The sequence below is a fragment of the Pseudomonas sp. Irchel s3h14 genome, assembly GCF_900187425.1.
Taxonomy (GTDB): domain Bacteria; phylum Pseudomonadota; class Gammaproteobacteria; order Pseudomonadales; family Pseudomonadaceae; genus Aquipseudomonas.
The window spans coordinates 57991-72855 of record NZ_FYDJ01000011.1; the positions used below are offsets into that span (position 1 = coordinate 57991).

General features: G+C 59.9%; 12 protein-coding genes. 6 read left to right on the plus strand and 6 right to left on the minus strand.

Annotation, left to right across the window (positions count from 1 at the left end):
• Nucleotides 1-168 precede the first annotated feature (168 nt).
• Nucleotides 169-708 (minus strand): TetR/AcrR family transcriptional regulator, encoded by a 540-nt coding sequence (locus CKW16_RS20385; protein WP_095130143.1) that lies wholly within the window; start codon nt 706-708, stop codon nt 169-171.
• Between the two features lie 91 nt (nt 709-799).
• Here CKW16_RS20385 and CKW16_RS20390 point away from each other — a divergent pair, with 91 nt between their 5' ends.
• The 4 genes from CKW16_RS20390 (at nt 800) to CKW16_RS20405 (ending at nt 5577) form a co-directional block, all read left to right on the plus strand.
• Entirely contained in the window at nt 800-1993 is a 1194-nt protein-coding gene (locus tag CKW16_RS20390) for an MFS transporter (RefSeq protein ID WP_095130144.1), read from the plus strand.
• A gap of 42 nt (nt 1994-2035) precedes the next feature.
• A complete protein-coding gene (locus tag CKW16_RS20395) occupies nt 2036-2347 on the plus strand; it encodes a cupin domain-containing protein (protein WP_046047998.1) in 312 nt (103 codons plus the stop codon).
• A 105-nt stretch (nt 2348-2452) separates the two neighbouring features.
• Entirely contained in the window at nt 2453-3604 is a 1152-nt protein-coding gene (locus tag CKW16_RS20400) for a TDT family transporter (protein WP_095130146.1), read from the plus strand.
• Between the two features lie 98 nt (nt 3605-3702).
• Nucleotides 3703-5577: an MFS transporter gene (locus CKW16_RS20405; RefSeq protein WP_095130147.1), complete on the plus strand. Its 1875-nt coding sequence runs from the start codon at nt 3703-3705 to the stop codon at nt 5575-5577.
• Nucleotides 5578-5623: 46 nt separating this feature from the next.
• Here CKW16_RS20405 and CKW16_RS20410 read toward each other — a convergent pair whose 3' ends face one another.
• The 5 genes from CKW16_RS20410 to CKW16_RS20430 all read right to left on the minus strand — a co-directional run bounded on the left by CKW16_RS20410 (nt 5624) and on the right by CKW16_RS20430 (nt 10534).
• Nucleotides 5624-6550 (minus strand): GGDEF domain-containing protein, encoded by a 927-nt coding sequence (locus CKW16_RS20410; RefSeq protein ID WP_095130150.1) that lies wholly within the window; start codon nt 6548-6550, stop codon nt 5624-5626.
• Between the two features lie 375 nt (nt 6551-6925).
• Nucleotides 6926-7666, minus strand: coding sequence for a YciK family oxidoreductase (locus tag CKW16_RS20415; protein ID WP_046047994.1), 741 nt, complete (start codon nt 7664-7666; stop codon nt 6926-6928).
• A 101-nt stretch (nt 7667-7767) separates the two neighbouring features.
• Complete coding sequence (mupP, locus tag CKW16_RS20420; protein ID WP_033055824.1) at nt 7768-8439, minus strand: N-acetylmuramic acid 6-phosphate phosphatase MupP; 672 nt, start codon at nt 8437-8439, stop codon at nt 7768-7770.
• 4 nt (nt 8440-8443) lie between these two features.
• Nucleotides 8444-9142 (minus strand): bifunctional 2-polyprenyl-6-hydroxyphenol methylase/3-demethylubiquinol 3-O-methyltransferase UbiG, encoded by a 699-nt coding sequence (ubiG, locus tag CKW16_RS20425; RefSeq protein ID WP_095130152.1) that lies wholly within the window; start codon nt 9140-9142, stop codon nt 8444-8446.
• Between the two features lie 57 nt (nt 9143-9199).
• Entirely contained in the window at nt 9200-10534 is a 1335-nt protein-coding gene (locus CKW16_RS20430; protein WP_095130154.1) for a TRZ/ATZ family hydrolase, read from the minus strand.
• 108 nt (nt 10535-10642) lie between these two features.
• Here CKW16_RS20430 and mtnA point away from each other — a divergent pair, with 108 nt between their 5' ends.
• Together mtnA and gyrA are read left to right on the plus strand one after the other, a co-directional pair.
• The gene (gene mtnA, locus CKW16_RS20435) at nt 10643-11719 is read left to right on the plus strand and encodes an S-methyl-5-thioribose-1-phosphate isomerase (RefSeq protein WP_095130156.1); all 1077 of its coding nucleotides are present in this window, start codon (nt 10643-10645) and stop codon (nt 11717-11719) included.
• A gap of 435 nt (nt 11720-12154) precedes the next feature.
• On the plus strand, nt 12155-14821 hold the full coding sequence (gyrA, locus tag CKW16_RS20440; RefSeq protein WP_095130158.1) for a DNA gyrase subunit A: 2667 nt from the start codon (nt 12155-12157) through the stop codon (nt 14819-14821).
• The last annotated feature ends 44 nt before the right edge of the window (nt 14822-14865 follow it).

The window sequence follows — 14865 nt, forward strand, 5'->3', positions numbered from 1 at the left end:
CCAAGGTCGCGGCGCGGCGGGGTGTCGCAGGGTGTGTATCAGTTGGATTTTCAGTGTTCTTTCGGGCCTCTTCGCGGGCAAGCCTTGCTCCTACAGGTTTCGTGTTGTCCGCATTATTCGGCTACGACACGAAACTTGTAGGAGCAAGGCTTGCCCGCGAAGGCGGCCTCACTGATTCAACGCAATCTCGATCAACCGATGCAACTCCTCAACCTCCAGCGGCGCCGCTGAAAACAGGATACGAAACACCGTCGGCGCCGCCACCATGTTAATCAGCCGATCAACGTTCGGCTTCGGCTGATCGGGGTAACGATCCAGAATCGTCTGCAGCTGCCCGCCAATGATCGTCGCGCAAAGGGCCGGCGTGGTGCTGCATTGCACGTCGCGCAACATGTTGCGGCCGGGCTCGGAGCTCATCTCGTCCAGATACTGCTCTGCCCAGGCGCGCACGTCACCGCGCAGGCTGCCGGTATTGGCCGGCTCGCTTTCGGGGCGCATGCGGGCGAGGGCGACATCCGCTAACAACACCGACAGATCGCCCCAGCGCCGGTAGATGGTCGACGGCGTGACGCCGGCGCGCGCGGCGATTTGCGGGACGGTCACGGTGGCGCGGTCCTGCTCTTCGAGGAGATCGCGGACTGCCGAATGAATCGACTCTTGCACCCGGGCACTTCTACCGCCAGGGCGTAAACCTTCTTTAATTGCCATGCATCGGACCTTAACACAAAGAATTTGCTTTAAGCGTCAGCCAGTCGCACACTCCGCAAAAGCAAAAAGTTAGCTTTTGCGGAGTGTGCCCATGTCCAGTTCAACATCTAATCGTTCAAGCCTGTGGTTCCTGGCGATCACCTTACTCAGTTTTCTTGCGGCGTCCACGGCACCGACGCCGTTGTATCACTTGTACCAGGAACACCTGCAATTCTCGGCAGCGACCCTGACCCTGATTTTCGGTGTGTACGCGATCAGCTTGCTGGCGGCGTTGCTCACGGTCGGTTCGCTCTCGGATTACCTGGGGCGCAAACCGGTGATCTTCACCGCTGTGATGTTGAACATGCTGGCGATGCTGCTGTTTATCAATGCAGACAGTGTCGCCTGGTTGATCAGCGCACGAGTGCTTCAAGGTTTTGCTACGGGGATGGCCACTGCCGTATTGAGTGCGGCACTGCTGGACACCGATCGCCAGCAAGGGCCGCTGATCAATAGTGTCGCGCCGTTGCTGGGCATGGCGTCGGGCGCCATGGGCTGCGGCTTGTTGGCCGAGTTTGCGCCGTTGCCGTTGCAGTTGACCTATTGGGTGCTGTTCGCACTGTTTGTGATGCAGGGGCTGTACGTCTGGCGTTTGCCGGAAAGCGTCAGTCGGCAACCGGGAGCCTGGGCCTCGCTGCGTCCGACCCTGCATGTGCCGATCCAGGCGCGACGTGCGTTGTGGCTGGTGCTGCCGATCAACATCGCGGTGTGGGCACTCGGTGGCTTTTACGCTTCTTTGGCGCCGTCTCTGGTGCGCACGGCCACCGGATCGACCTCAAATCTGATTGGCGGTGCGACGGTGGCGGTGTTGACGGTGACCGGCGCGCTGATGATCTACACCCTGCGCGATCGGCCGGCCGACAAGGTGTTGCGCTTGGGCGGCAGTCTGCTGCCCGTCGGCGTCGCGCTGATTCTGATCGCGGTGCACGGCGCCAGCCTGCCGCTGTTTTTTGTTGGCACGCTGGTCGCCGGCTGCGGTTTCGGCGCCGGTTTCCTCGGTGCATTGCGCAGCGTCGTGCCGCTGGCCTTGCCCCATGAGCGGGCGGGGTTGATGTCGGCTTACTACGTGCTCAGTTATCTGGCTTTCTGCTTGCCGTCGTTGTTGGCCGGGAACTTGACCCGGACCTTCGGGCTGGTGGCCACCACCGATGGTTACGGCGCGGTGCTGATTATTCTCTCGGCCGGCGCTTTGTTCGCGTTGATGCGTCAGCAGTCCATGAAAGTCTGTGGCGTCGATGTTCGATGACCGCTAGCCTTGGCGCCGCCATTCATTTCGACGGACCGACGCATGAAAATCATCCGCAGCAAATCCTTCACCGCTGACCGTGCCTGGGGCGCTTTGGATATCGCCAACATGAACGGCATCACCACACGTTTGCACTGGACCGATCAGCCCTATAAATGGCACATCAATGATGGGCAAGAAGTGTTCGTGGTGCTGGATGGTGTCGTGCAGATGCGTTATCGCGAAGCAGGGCAGGAGAAAGAAGTGATGTTGGGTGTAGGCGATATCTTTTACGCCGACGTCGGCACCGAACACGTTGCCCATCCGCAGGGTGCGGCGAGAATCCTGGTGATCGAGACTGAAGGCAGCGTCTGACGCTATATCTGCAAAACAGATAACAGTTAGAGATATTACTCGTTATATCGATATTCGATTCGGATCTACCATGAGCTCCACCTCAACAGAGGACAGGAGTTCACCATGACATGCCCCAACACTGCCCCAGCCGGTTTCAAACCTTTTAGTCATTTGCAGCATCCGCGTGAAGTCATCCGCCAGTTCACGCCGAACTGGTTCGCCGCCACCATGGGCACCGGTGTGCTGGCGTTGGCGCTGGCGCAGCTGCCTGGCGCAAATGCCGGTTTGCACGCGATTGCCGAAGCCCTTTGGCTGTTCAATATCGTACTGTTTGTTTTATTCACGGTTATGTATGCGGCGCGTTGGGCGCTGTTTTTCGATGAGGCGCGACGGATTTTCGGCCACTCCACGGTCTCGATGTTTTTTGGCACCATTCCCATGGGCCTGGCAACCATCATTAATGGTTTCCTGGTGTTCGGTCTGCCGCGTTGGGGCGAGGGTGTGATTCATCTCGCCGAGGTGCTGTGGTGGCTGGACGTGGCGATGTCTGTGGCGTGCGGCGTGCTGATCCCCTACCTGATGTTTACCCGTCAGGAACACAGCATCGACCAGATGACCGCCGTCTGGCTGTTGCCGGTGGTGGCGGCGGAAGTGGCGGCCGCCAGCGGTGGTCTGCTGGCGCCGCACTTGGCCGATGCCCATTCGCAACTGGTGGTGCTGGTGACCAGCTACGTGCTCTGGGCCTTTTCCTTACCGGTTGCGTTCAGCATTCTGACCATTCTGTTGCTGCGCATGGCGCTGCATAAATTACCCCACGAAAACATGGCCGCCTCCAGCTGGCTGGCGCTCGGCCCGATCGGCACCGGGGCGCTGGGCATGTTGCTGCTGGGCGCCGACGCGCCGGCGATCTTCGCTGCCAACGGTCTGCCGGGCATCGGTGAAATCGCCGCAGGGCTGGGGTTGGTGGCCGGGATCACCCTGTGGGGCTTTGGTCTTTGGTGGATGCTGATCGCGGTGCTCATCACCCTGCGTTACCTGCGCGTCGGTATTCCGTTCAATCTCGGCTGGTGGGGTTTCACCTTCCCGTTGGGCGTCTATTCGCTGGCGACGTTGAAACTGGCCAGTGTCTTGAACCTGACGTTTTTCAGCGCCTTCGGTTGTGTGCTGGTGGTGTTGCTGGCGGTGATGTGGCTGATCGTCGCCAAACGGACCGTGCAGGGCGCCTGGCGGGGCGAGTTGTTTGTGTCGCCGTGTATTGCAGGATTAAAGAAATAACCTGCAAAGTTTAGGTAATGTGTGGCCTGGATCGCCGTTGGATATTCCAATAACTGCATCCACGCCACTCTCTACCCAACATCAGGGACACATGGAAGATGAGTCACCCCTCACAGTTCACCTTGCTTCGCACCCGGCGCTTCCTGCCGTTCTTCGTCACGCAGTCGCTCGGGGCGTTCAACGACAACATCTTCAAGCAGTCGCTGATTCTCGCCATTCTCTACAAGTTGACTATCGAGGGTGATCGCTCGATCTGGGTCAACCTGTGTGCGCTGCTGTTCATTCTGCCGTTCTTTCTGTTCTCGGCACTGGCCGGGCAGTTCGGGGAAAAGTTCGCCAAGGACGCGCTGATCCGTCTGATCAAACTCGGGGAAATCGCCATCATGGCGGTGGGCGCGGTCGGTTTCATGTTCGATCACCTGTCGCTGATGCTAGTGGCGCTATTCGCCATGGGCACTCACTCGGCGCTGTTCGGACCGGTGAAATATTCGATCCTGCCGCAGGCCTTGCGTGACGAAGAGCTGGTGGGTGGCAATGGCCTGGTGGAAATGGGCACCTTCCTGGCGATCCTCGCCGGGACCATCGGCGCCGGGATCATGATGTCTTCCAGTCATTACGCGCCGATCGTCTCCACGGCGATCATCGGTGTTGCGGTGCTCGGCTATCTGGCCAGTCGCAGCATTCCACGAGCCGCGGCCGCCTCCCCGGAAATGCGCCTGAACTGGAACATATTCAGCCAGTCCTGGGCCACGTTGAAGCTGGGCTTGGGGCAGACTCCAGCGGTGTCACGCTCGATTGTCGGCAACTCGTGGTTCTGGTTTGTCGGGGCGATTTATCTGACGCAGATCCCGGCCTATGCCAAAGAGTGGATGCACGGCGACGAAACCGTGGTGACGCTGATTCTTACCGTGTTCTCGGTCGGTATCGCGCTGGGTTCAATGCTCTGCGAGAAACTGTCCGGTCGCAAAGTCGAGATCGGTCTGGTGCCGTTCGGCTCGTTCGGTCTGACTGTGTTTGGTTTGCTGCTGTGGTGGCATTCCGGTGGGATTCCGGACAGCGATATAGGCCATGGCTGGATCGAAGTCTTGGGTTTTGGCCACGCCTGGCTGGTGTTGATCGACATTCTGGGGCTTGGGGTTTTCGGCGGTTTCTACATCGTGCCGCTGTACGCGCTGATTCAGTCACGGACCCCCGAGAACGAGCGGGCTCGGGTGATTGCCGCCAACAATATTCTCAACGCGTTGTTCATGGTGGTCTCGGCGATTGTCTCGATCGTCTTGCTGAGCATGGTCAAGCTGTCGATCCCGCAGCTGTTCCTTGTGGTGTCGCTGCTGAACATCGGCGTCAACGCCTACATCTTCAGCATCGTCCCCGAGTTCAGCATGCGCTTCATGATCTGGCTGCTCAGCCATTCCATGTACCGCGTGGAGCATCGCAATCTGCAGCTTATTCCCGATGAAGGCGCGGCGTTGCTGGTGTGCAATCACGTGTCCTTCGTCGACGCCTTGCTGATTGGCGGCGCGGTGCGTCGGCCGATTCGCTTTGTGATGTATTACAAGATCTACAACTTGCCGGTGCTGAACTTTATCTTTCGCACGGCCGGGACCATTCCGATCGCGGGACGTCAGGAAGACATTCAGATCTACGAAAAAGCCTTCACGCGCATTGCTCAGTATCTGAAGGACGGCGAGTTGGTGTGCATCTTCCCTGAGGGCAAATTGACCGCCGATGGCGAGATCAACGAGTTCAAGGGCGGGCTGACGCGGATTCTCGAAGAGACGCCGGTGCCGGTGATTCCGTTGGCATTGCAGGGGTTGTGGGGGAGCTTCTTCAGTCGTGATCCGCAAAAGGGCATGTTTCGCCGGTTGTGGTCACGGGTGACGCTGGTGGCAGGGCCTGCGGTGTCGGTTGAGGCGGCAGAGCCAGCCAGGTTGCAAGGGATGGTGGGGGAATTGCGCGGCGCTGTGCGCTAGTTCCTTTCGTTGCGGGCCGCTAACCAAGCGTGCCCGCTCTGGGCATTCAACCTGCCATCGCCAACCGGTTACGTCCCTCGCGCTTGGCCACATACAACGCACTGTCGGCCCGTCGTAACAGACTGTCAGCAGACTCGCCGGGCAATAGCGTCGAGCAGCCAAGGCTGACCGTCAGCTCGATCGCATGGCCATCGGCCAAATAATCCTCTGCCTGCACCGCAAATCGTAGCCGTTCGCCGACCATGGCCGCCGCCTCACGACTTGTGTTGGAAAGCAGGATCAGGAACTCTTCGCCACCAAAGCGGAAGACCATGTCCACGTTGCGCAACTGGTTTTTGATCGAGGCTGCAACGGCCTTGAGCACGTCATCGCCGGCGCTGTGTCCGTGGTTGTCGTTGATGCGTTTGAAGTGATCGATGTCCAGCATCAGCAGCGACAAGGGTTGCAGATGCCGACGCGACATTTCGATTTCCCGTTGCAGGGTCTGATCCATGGCGATGCGGTTGCCGGTGTCCGTGAGCGGATCGCGCAAGGCACTTTGGGTGGCGGCGCGGTAGAGCAGGGCATTGCGCATCGGATACAGCAATGCGGACAGCAGTGACTCGAGGTTGCCCTGTTCCTGCTCACTGAACCGTTGATTGCGGCGGAACACCAGTTCACCCAGATGCTCGCCTTCATGGCTGAGGCTGTAACTGATCGAATGATGGCCGCGCAGACCGAATTCCAGGCGCAAGTCGCTGGACGTGTGCTCGTACGTCAAGGCGTCAAGCGGTACAAGTTGCTGAATCTCACGGAAGAAGAGCCCGAGAATGCGTTGCGGCTCAAGACTGGTTTGCAGCTGCAGGCTCAGTTGCTGGCGCAGTTGCGCAAGGCTGACGGACCTCTCGATGAGGGTAGGCTGCTGACCAAAGCCCAGGCGTTGCAATTTGGCGCTATCGAAGTCAATTGCGTTGGTCTGGGAAGGTGATTTCATATGGCATGCGCCCCTAAGCAGTAAGGCTGTCTTACAGGCTGGGTGAGAGCGGCTTTGGGCTGCGCGTCATACTGGTCCATCAGTCCCGTAGGACATTTGGCGCAAGTTTAGTCCGCTTTGCCGACGATAAGTAACCTATCGGCTCAGGCGTCCGCCCTGTCTGCTTTCACACTGCGTGTCTGAGCAAATTTAGAGCGAAAGTCGTGCCATTCAGTTCAGTCGGATAAAAAACGTTCTAAATCAAAGTATTGAAGCTGTCGTTGAAGAACGTTGTTGCGTTCGGTGACAGTTCTTTGACTTGTCGCGGGAGTGGTTACGACGCACTTTGAGTGCCGCGACGGGAAGCTGTCGCGGCACAAAAGCGACGCGCGGGCGTTACTGAGCGTTGAACGCCTGGCCATTGATGCCGGTACTGTCCGGACCCATCAGGTAGAGGTAGACCGGCATGATCTCCTCGGGCGTCGGGTTGTTCAGCGGGTTTTCACCCGGGTAAGCCTGGGCGCGCATGCTGGTGCGGGTGGCGCCCGGGTTGATGCTGTTGGAGCGCACCGGTGCCACGGTGTCGACTTCGTCGGCGAGGGTTTGCATCAAGCCTTCGGTGGCGAACTTGGACACGCCATAAGCGCCCCAATACGCACGACCCTTGCGGCCGACGCTGCTGGAGGTGAACACCACCGAAGCATCCTGCGACAGCTTGAGCAGCGGCAGCAGGGTGCTGGTGAGCATGAACATGGCGTTGACGTTGACGTGCATGACGCGCATGAAGTTTTCGCCGGACAGTTGCTCGATCGGTGTACGCGGGCCAATGATCGACGCGTTGTGCAGCAAGCCGTCGAGATGGCCGAATTCGGTTTCGATCATCGCTGCCAGCTCATCGTATTGATGGGGCAGGGCGGTTTCCAGGTTGAACGGGATCACGGCCGGTTGTGGATGGCCGGCGGCTTCGATTTCGTCGTAGATCTGAGTCAGGTTGGCTTCGGTCTTGCCCAGCAGCAGCACAGTGGCGCCGTGTGCGGCGAAGGTTTTTGCGGCGGCAGCGCCGATGCCACGGCCAGCGCCGGTGACCAGGATGACCCGGTCCTTGAGCAATTCTGGGCGGGCGGAATAATCAAACATAAGAAACCCTCAACAAATCAGAAAGCGGACCCTGTAGGAGCATGGCTTGCCAGCGATGGCGTTTTCAGAATCGCCATCGCCGGCAAGCCATGCTCCTACAATCAGCAACCACACAAGGCGCTATCAAGCACCTTGCGCAACTCCAGCGGATGATCGACCACCACATCCGCACCCCAGTGCCGCGGGTTATCGTCCGGATGAATGTAGCCATAGGTCACGGCGGCCGTCTTGGTTCCGGCATCGCGACCGGATTCGATATCGCGCAGGTCATCACCCACAAACAGCACGCTGGCCGGGTCCAGGTCGAGCATCTTGCACGCCAGGATCAACGGCTCGGGGTCCGGTTTGCTGTTCTTCACATGGTCCGGGCAGATCAACAGCGCCGAGCGCTCGGCCAGGCCAAGCTGCTGCATGATCGGCTCGGCGAACCGCAGCGGCTTGTTGGTGACCACGCCCCAGATCAGGTTGGCCTTCTCGATGTCGGCGAGCAGTTCGCCCATGCCGTCGAAGAGTTTGCTGTGAACCGCGCAACCGGCGAGGTAACGCTCCAGAAACTCCAGGCGTAATTCCTCGAAGCCCGGTGATTCCGGGTCCATGGAGAAGGTCACGGCGACCATCGCCTTGGCGCCGCCGGAGATCTCGTCGCGAATGTGTTTGTCGTTCATCGGCGGCAAGCCGCGATCGGCGCGCATCGCCTGACAAATCGCAATGAAGTCCGGCGCGGTGTCGAGCAGAGTGCCGTCCATGTCGAAAAGAACTGCTCTGATACGCATCGGCTTACTCCTCGCGCAGGGTCTGGATCATGTAGTTGACGTCCACGTCGGAGGCCAGTTTGTAGTGCTTGGTCAGCGGGTTGTAGGTCAGGCCGATGATGTCCTTGACGGTCAGGCCGGCCATGCGGCTCCAGGCACCCAGCTCGGACGGGCGGATGAATTTCTTGAAGTCGTGGGTGCCGCGCGGCAGCAGCTTCATGATGTATTCCGCGCCGACGATGGCGAACAGGTACGCCTTCGGGTTGCGGTTGATGGTGGAGAAGAACACCTGGCCGCCGGGCTTGACCATACGGAAGCAGGCGCGGATCACCGAGGATGGATCCGGCACGTGCTCGAGCATTTCCAGGCACGTGACCACGTCGAACTGCTCGGGCATTTCTTCAGCCAGCGCTTCAGCGGTGATCTGCCGGTATTCGACAGTCACGCCGGATTCCAGTTGATGCAGTTGCGCGACTGCCAGCGGCGCTTCGCCCATGTCGATGCCCATGACGGTAGCGCCGCGCTGGGCCATGGCTTCGCTGAGAATGCCGCCGCCGCAACCGACGTCGAGGACTTTCTTGCCGGCCAGGTTGACCCGCTCGTCAATCCAGTTGACCCGCAGCGGGTTGATGTCGTGCAGCGGTTTGAACTCGCTTTCGCGGTCCCACCAGCGATGGGCCAGGGCTTCGAATTTGGCGATTTCGGCGTAGTCGACGTTGCTCATGGTTATGTCCTCTAAAACTTGAAAAATCCTGTTGCCCCGGTGTTGAGTCCGGGGTGCTTACGATTCGGTATGGCCGCTGATGCGCTGGCCCCAGGCCTTGGCGGTGGCGCAGAGCCGTTCTTCATCCAGGCGAGTCAGGCGACGGTCGTCGAGCAGTTGCTTGCCGGCGACCCAAAGGTGTTTCACGCAATCACGGCCGGTGGCATATATAAGCTGCGAAACCGGGTCGTAGACCGGTTGCTGCGCCAGGCCGGAGAGGTCGAACGCGACGATGTCTGCCGCTTTGCCGACTTCCAGCGATCCCGCTTCGGATTCAATGCCCAGCGCGCGGGCGCCATTGAGCGTGGCCATGCGCAGGGCGCGATGAGCGTCCAGTGCGGTGGCCGAGCCGGCGACGGCTTTGGCCAGTAAAGCGGCGGTGCGGGTTTCGCCGAGCAAGTCCAGGTCATTGTTGCTGGCCGCGCCATCTGTGCCGACCGCAACATTGACGCCAGCCTGCCACAAGCGCTCCACCGGGCAGAACCCGCTGGCCAGCTTCAGGTTCGATTCCGGGCAATGAATCACGTTGGTGTTACTTTCTACCAGCAACACCAGGTCTTCATCGCTGATCTGAGTCATATGAACCGCCTGAAAGCGCGGCCCCAGCAAGCCCAGGCGTCCGAGGCGGGCCAATGGGCGTTCGCCGCGCTGCTCGACGGACTGCTGCACTTCGAAGGCGGTTTCATGCACGTGCATGTGGATCGAGGCGTCCAGTTCTTCGGTGATCACCCGGATTTTCTCCAGGCTCTCGTCGCCCACGGTGTAGGGTGCGTGGGGGCCGAAGGTGACTTTGATGCGCTCGTGGTGCTTGAGATCGCCAAATAATTCGACGCCCTGACGAATGGCGTCGTCCGCCGTGCTGGCGCCCGGGATCGGGAAATCGAGGATCGGAATCACGATTTGCGCGCGAATGCCGCTGTTATGGGCGCGCTCGCTGGCAACCTTCGGGAAGAAATACATGTCAGAGAAGCAGGTGATGCCACCTTTGATCTGTTCGGCGATTGCCAGGTCAGTGCCGTCACGGACGAAAGCTTCATCGACCCACTTGGCTTCGGCCGGCCAGATGTGGTCTTCCAGCCAGGTCATCAGGGGCAAATCATCGGCCAGGCCACGGAACAGCGTCATCGCCGCATGACCGTGGGCATTGATCAAGCCAGGGCAGAGCAACATGTCCGGCAGTTCGCGGACTTCGGTTGCGTTAAGCTTCAGCGCAGCCGAGCGTGGGCCGATGAAGACGATGCGTCCGTCGCGGATGCCCAGGGCGTGCTCTTTGAGGACAACGCCAGCGGGTTCGACGGGTACCAGCCAGGTCGGCAGCAATAGCAAGTCGAGCGCAGCGGCAGTGTTCGGCATCGAGAGTCGGTTCCAGAGCTTTTGTAAAGGATGGCGAAGTATACCCGAGCGTCTTCGCAGGGGGATCGCTATAATCGACGGCTTTTGTTCATGAGTACGGGGTGACGGATGCGCGATCGACTGTTGGCTGCGGAGAAGGTGAAGGCCATCGATTGGCGTGATGGCGCCCTTTACCTGCTGGATCAGCGTATTTTGCCGTTCGAGGAAACCTGGATCGCCTACACCAGCGCTGCTGGCGTGGCCGAGGCCATTCGTTCGATGGTGGTGCGCGGCGCGCCGGCGATTGGCATCAGTGCCGCCTATGCTGTTGTGCTGGCGGCCCGCGCGCGGTTTGCCGAGGGCGGTGACTGGCAGGCGGCGCTGGAAGAGGATTTCGCGCTGCTGGCCGATTCCCGTCCGACCGCAGTCAACCTGTTCTGGGCCCTGGGCCGCATGCGCGACCGGCTTGAACGTCTGAAGCATCACACCGATCCGCTGGCGGTGCTGGAGGCAGAAGCTATCGCCATTCACGAGAGTGATCGCGAAGCCAACCTGACCATGGCGCAACTGGGCGTGGACCTGATCCGCAAGCACCAAGGCAACGCCCAGGCGATTCTGACCCACTGCAACACCGGCGCACTGGCCACCGGCGGCTTTGGCACGGCGCTCGGCGTCATTCGTGGCGCTTTCATTGAAGGCATGGTCGAGCGGGTCTATGCCGACGAAACCCGTCCATGGCTGCAAGGTTCGCGGTTGACCGCCTGGGAATTGGCCAACGAGGGCATTCCCGTGACCGTCAATGCCGACGCCGCCGCTGCCCACATCATGAAGACCAAGGGCATTACCTGGGTGATCGTCGGCGCTGACCGGATCACCGCCAATGGCGACGTGGCCAACAAGATCGGCACTTATCAGCTGGCGGTGAACGCCATGCACCACGGCGTGCGCTTCATGGTGGTGGCGCCGAGTTCGACCATCGACATGAACCTGGCCAGCGGTGATGAGATCCCGATTGAAGAGCGTGATGGTCGCGAGTTGCTGGAAGTCGGCGGCAAGCGGGTCGGGGCGGATGTCGATGCGTTCAACCCGGTATTCGATGTGACTCCGGCTGACCTGATCGATGCGATCGTTACCGAAAAAGGCATCGTCGAGCGCCCGGACACTGCGAAAATGGCGCAATTGATGTGTCGCAAGCGTCTGCATTGATGATCTCTGGCGTCTGATAAGTCGCCTTCGCGAGCAAGCCCGCTCCCACACTCGACCGTCTCCCGCTGGAGAACTCGGTCAAATGTGGGAGCGGGCTTGCTCGCGAAGAGGCCCTCACAGCCACCGAACAACCCCCATTCACTCCGTAAATCTTCAATTAAAAAGGCTCTAAGCCTCTCTCGTCCCCTTCAAGCCTGTCACCGGTCAACTAACTATGCTCCATGCGCATCAGGGGGATAGGTGCGTGGCGGCTCTTGTGATAACATCCGGCGGTTTCCAAGGTAGCCCGATGTGGCTGCCTTTACTGCGCAGATCCATGGCATAACTCGTTGATTTGTCGTAAGTCGGTGCATGGCACTCAGCCTGCAGCGGCGAGCTTCGTTCGTCCCATATGGATGTGACGAAGTTTCACCAGAAAAAGGAATCAGGCTTCTCATGGGCGAACTGGCCAAAGAAATCCTCCCGGTCAATATCGAAGACGAGCTGAAGCAGTCCTACCTCGACTACGCGATGAGCGTAATTGTCGGGCGGGCACTGCCGGATGCGCGCGATGGCTTGAAGCCCGTGCACCGGCGTGTGCTGTTCGCGATGAGCGAGCTGGGCAACGACTTCAACAAGCCGTACAAGAAATCTGCCCGTGTTGTCGGTGACGTGATCGGTAAGTATCACCCTCACGGTGATACCGCGGTGTACGACACCATCGTTCGGATGGCGCAGCCATTCTCGCTGCGTTACCTGCTGGTAGACGGTCAGGGCAACTTCGGTTCCGTGGACGGCGACAACGCCGCCGCCATGCGATACACCGAAGTGCGCATGACCAAGCTGGCGCACGAGCTGCTGGCTGACCTGCACAAAGAAACCGTGGACTGGGTGCCGAACTACGACGGCACCGAAATGATCCCGGCGGTCATGCCGACCCGTATTCCCAACCTGTTGGTCAACGGCTCCAGCGGTATCGCCGTGGGCATGGCGACCAACATCCCGCCGCACAACCTCGGTGAAGTCATCGACGGTTGCCTGGCACTCATCGACAACCCTGAGTTGACCATCGATGAGCTGATGCAGTACATCCCTGGTCCGGACTTCCCGACCGCCGCGATCATCAACGGTCGCGCCGGCATCATCGAAGCCTACCGCACCGGTCGCGGCCGCATTTACATGCGCGCCCGCTCGATGATCGAAGACATCGACAAGGTCGGTGGCCGTCAGCAGATCGTCATCACCGAACTCCCTTACCAGCTGAACAAGGCCCGTCTGATCGAGAAGATCGCCGAGCTGGTAAAAGAGAAGAAGCTTGAAGGCATCACCGAACTGCGCGACGAGTCCGACAAGGACGGTATGCGCGTCGTGATCGAACTGCGTCGCGGCGAAGTGCCTGAGGTGATCCTCAACAACCTCTACGCCCAGACCCAGCTGCAAGCGGTGTTCGGTATCAACATCGTTGCGCTGATCGACGGCCGTCCGCGGATCCTGAACCTCAAGGACCTGCTGGAAGCCTTCGTTCGTCACCGTCGCGAAGTTGTTACCCGCCGTACCGTGTTCGAACTGCGTAAAGCTCGCGAACGTGGCCACATTCTGGAAGGTCAAGCGGTTGCCCTGTCGAACATCGACCCGGTCATTGCCCTGATCAAGGCCTCGCCGACCCCGTCGGAAGCCAAGGAAGCGCTGATCAAGACCGCGTGGGAATCTTCCGCCGTGGTCGCGATGGTTGAACGCGCCGGCGCTGACTCGTGCCGTCCAGAGACCCTGGACCCGCAATACGGTCTGCGCGAAGGCAAGTACTTCCTGTCGCCAGAGCAGGCACAAGCAATTCTGGAACTGCGTCTGCACCGCCTGACCGGTCTGGAACACGAAAAGCTGCTGGCCGAGTATCAAGAGATCCTCAACCAGATCGGCGAGCTGATCCGCATCCTCAGCAGCGCCACGCGCCTGATGGAAGTGATCCGCGAAGAGCTGGAAGTGATCCGCGCCGAATACGGCGACGTGCGCCGCACCGAGATTCTCGATGCCCGTCTCGACCTGACCCTGGGTGACATGATCCCGGAAGAAGAGCGCGTCGTGACCATTTCCCACGGTGGCTACGCCAAGACCCAGCCATTGGCTGCGTACCAGGCTCAGCGTCGTGGCGGTAAAGGCAAATCGGCTACTGGCGTGAAGGATGAGGATTACATCGCTCACCTGCTGGTCGCCAACAGCCACACCACGCTGCTGCTGTTCTCCAGCAAAGGCAAAGTGTACTGGCTGAAAACCTACGAAATCCCGGAAGCGTCCCGCGCTGCCCGTGGTCGTCCGCTGGTCAACCTGCTGCCGCTGGACAGTGATGAATACATCACCACCATGCTGCCGGTCGACGAATACACCGAAGGTCACTTCATCTTCATGGCCACTGCCAAAGGCACCGTGAAGAAGACCCCGCTGGAGTCCTTCAGCCGTCAACGCAGCGTCGGTCTGATCGCGCTGGAGCTGGACGAAGGTGACGTACTGATCTCTGCCGCCATTACCGATGGCGAGCGCGAAGTCATGCTGTTCTCCGACGGCGGCAAGGTCACTCGCTTCAAGGAAACCGACGTTCGCGCCATGGGCCGTACCGCTCGCGGTGTCCGCGGCATGCGTCTGCCGGAAGGCCAGAAGCTGATTTCCATGCTGATCCCGGAAGAAGGCAGCCAGATCCTGACCGCTTCGGCCCGTGGTTTCGGCAAGCGCACGGCGATCACCGAGTTCCCTGAGTACAAACGTGGCGGTCAGGGCGTTATCGCCATGGTCAGCAACGACCGTAACGGCCGTCTGGTCGGTGCAGTCCAGGTGCTCGACGGCGAGGAAATCATGCTGATTTCCGACCAGGGCACCCTGGTTCGTACTCGTGTCGACGAAGTCTCCAGTCTGGGTCGTAACACCCAGGGCGTGACCCTCATCAAACTCGCCAGCGATGAAACGCTGGTAGGTCTGGAGCGGGTTCAGGAGCCGTCGGAAGTCGAAGGCGAAGAGCTGGAAGAAGGTGAAGAGGGTGAAGAGGGTGCAGTGTTCGACGGCGAAGTCGTAATCGACGACGTTGTTGAAGATCAGCAACTCGACGCCGCCGCTGACGAAGAACCGCAGGAATAAGCGGACAGACAGGGGGCGGATGAGAATTCGCCCCCTTGTTGTTT

Coding starts and splice junctions, on each gene's coding strand:
- CKW16_RS20385 (WP_095130143.1), bottom strand. CDS start 708: ATGGCAATTAAAGAAGGTTTACGCCCTGGCGGTAGAAGTGCCCGGGTG.
- CKW16_RS20390 (WP_095130144.1), top strand. CDS start 800: ATGTCCAGTTCAACATCTAATCGTTCAAGCCTGTGGTTCCTGGCGATC.
- CKW16_RS20395 (WP_046047998.1), top strand. CDS start 2,036: ATGAAAATCATCCGCAGCAAATCCTTCACCGCTGACCGTGCCTGGGGC.
- CKW16_RS20400 (WP_095130146.1), top strand. CDS start 2,453: ATGACATGCCCCAACACTGCCCCAGCCGGTTTCAAACCTTTTAGTCAT.
- CKW16_RS20405 (WP_095130147.1), top strand. CDS start 3,703: ATGAGTCACCCCTCACAGTTCACCTTGCTTCGCACCCGGCGCTTCCTG.
- CKW16_RS20410 (WP_095130150.1), bottom strand. CDS start 6,550: ATGAAATCACCTTCCCAGACCAACGCAATTGACTTCGATAGCGCCAAA.
- CKW16_RS20415 (WP_046047994.1), bottom strand. CDS start 7,666: ATGTTTGATTATTCCGCCCGCCCAGAATTGCTCAAGGACCGGGTCATC.
- mupP (WP_033055824.1), bottom strand. CDS start 8,439: ATGCGTATCAGAGCAGTTCTTTTCGACATGGACGGCACTCTGCTCGAC.
- ubiG (WP_095130152.1), bottom strand. CDS start 9,142: ATGAGCAACGTCGACTACGCCGAAATCGCCAAATTCGAAGCCCTGGCC.
- CKW16_RS20430 (WP_095130154.1), bottom strand. CDS start 10,534: ATGCCGAACACTGCCGCTGCGCTCGACTTGCTATTGCTGCCGACCTGG.
- mtnA (WP_095130156.1), top strand. CDS start 10,643: ATGCGCGATCGACTGTTGGCTGCGGAGAAGGTGAAGGCCATCGATTGG.
- gyrA (WP_095130158.1), top strand. CDS start 12,155: ATGGGCGAACTGGCCAAAGAAATCCTCCCGGTCAATATCGAAGACGAG.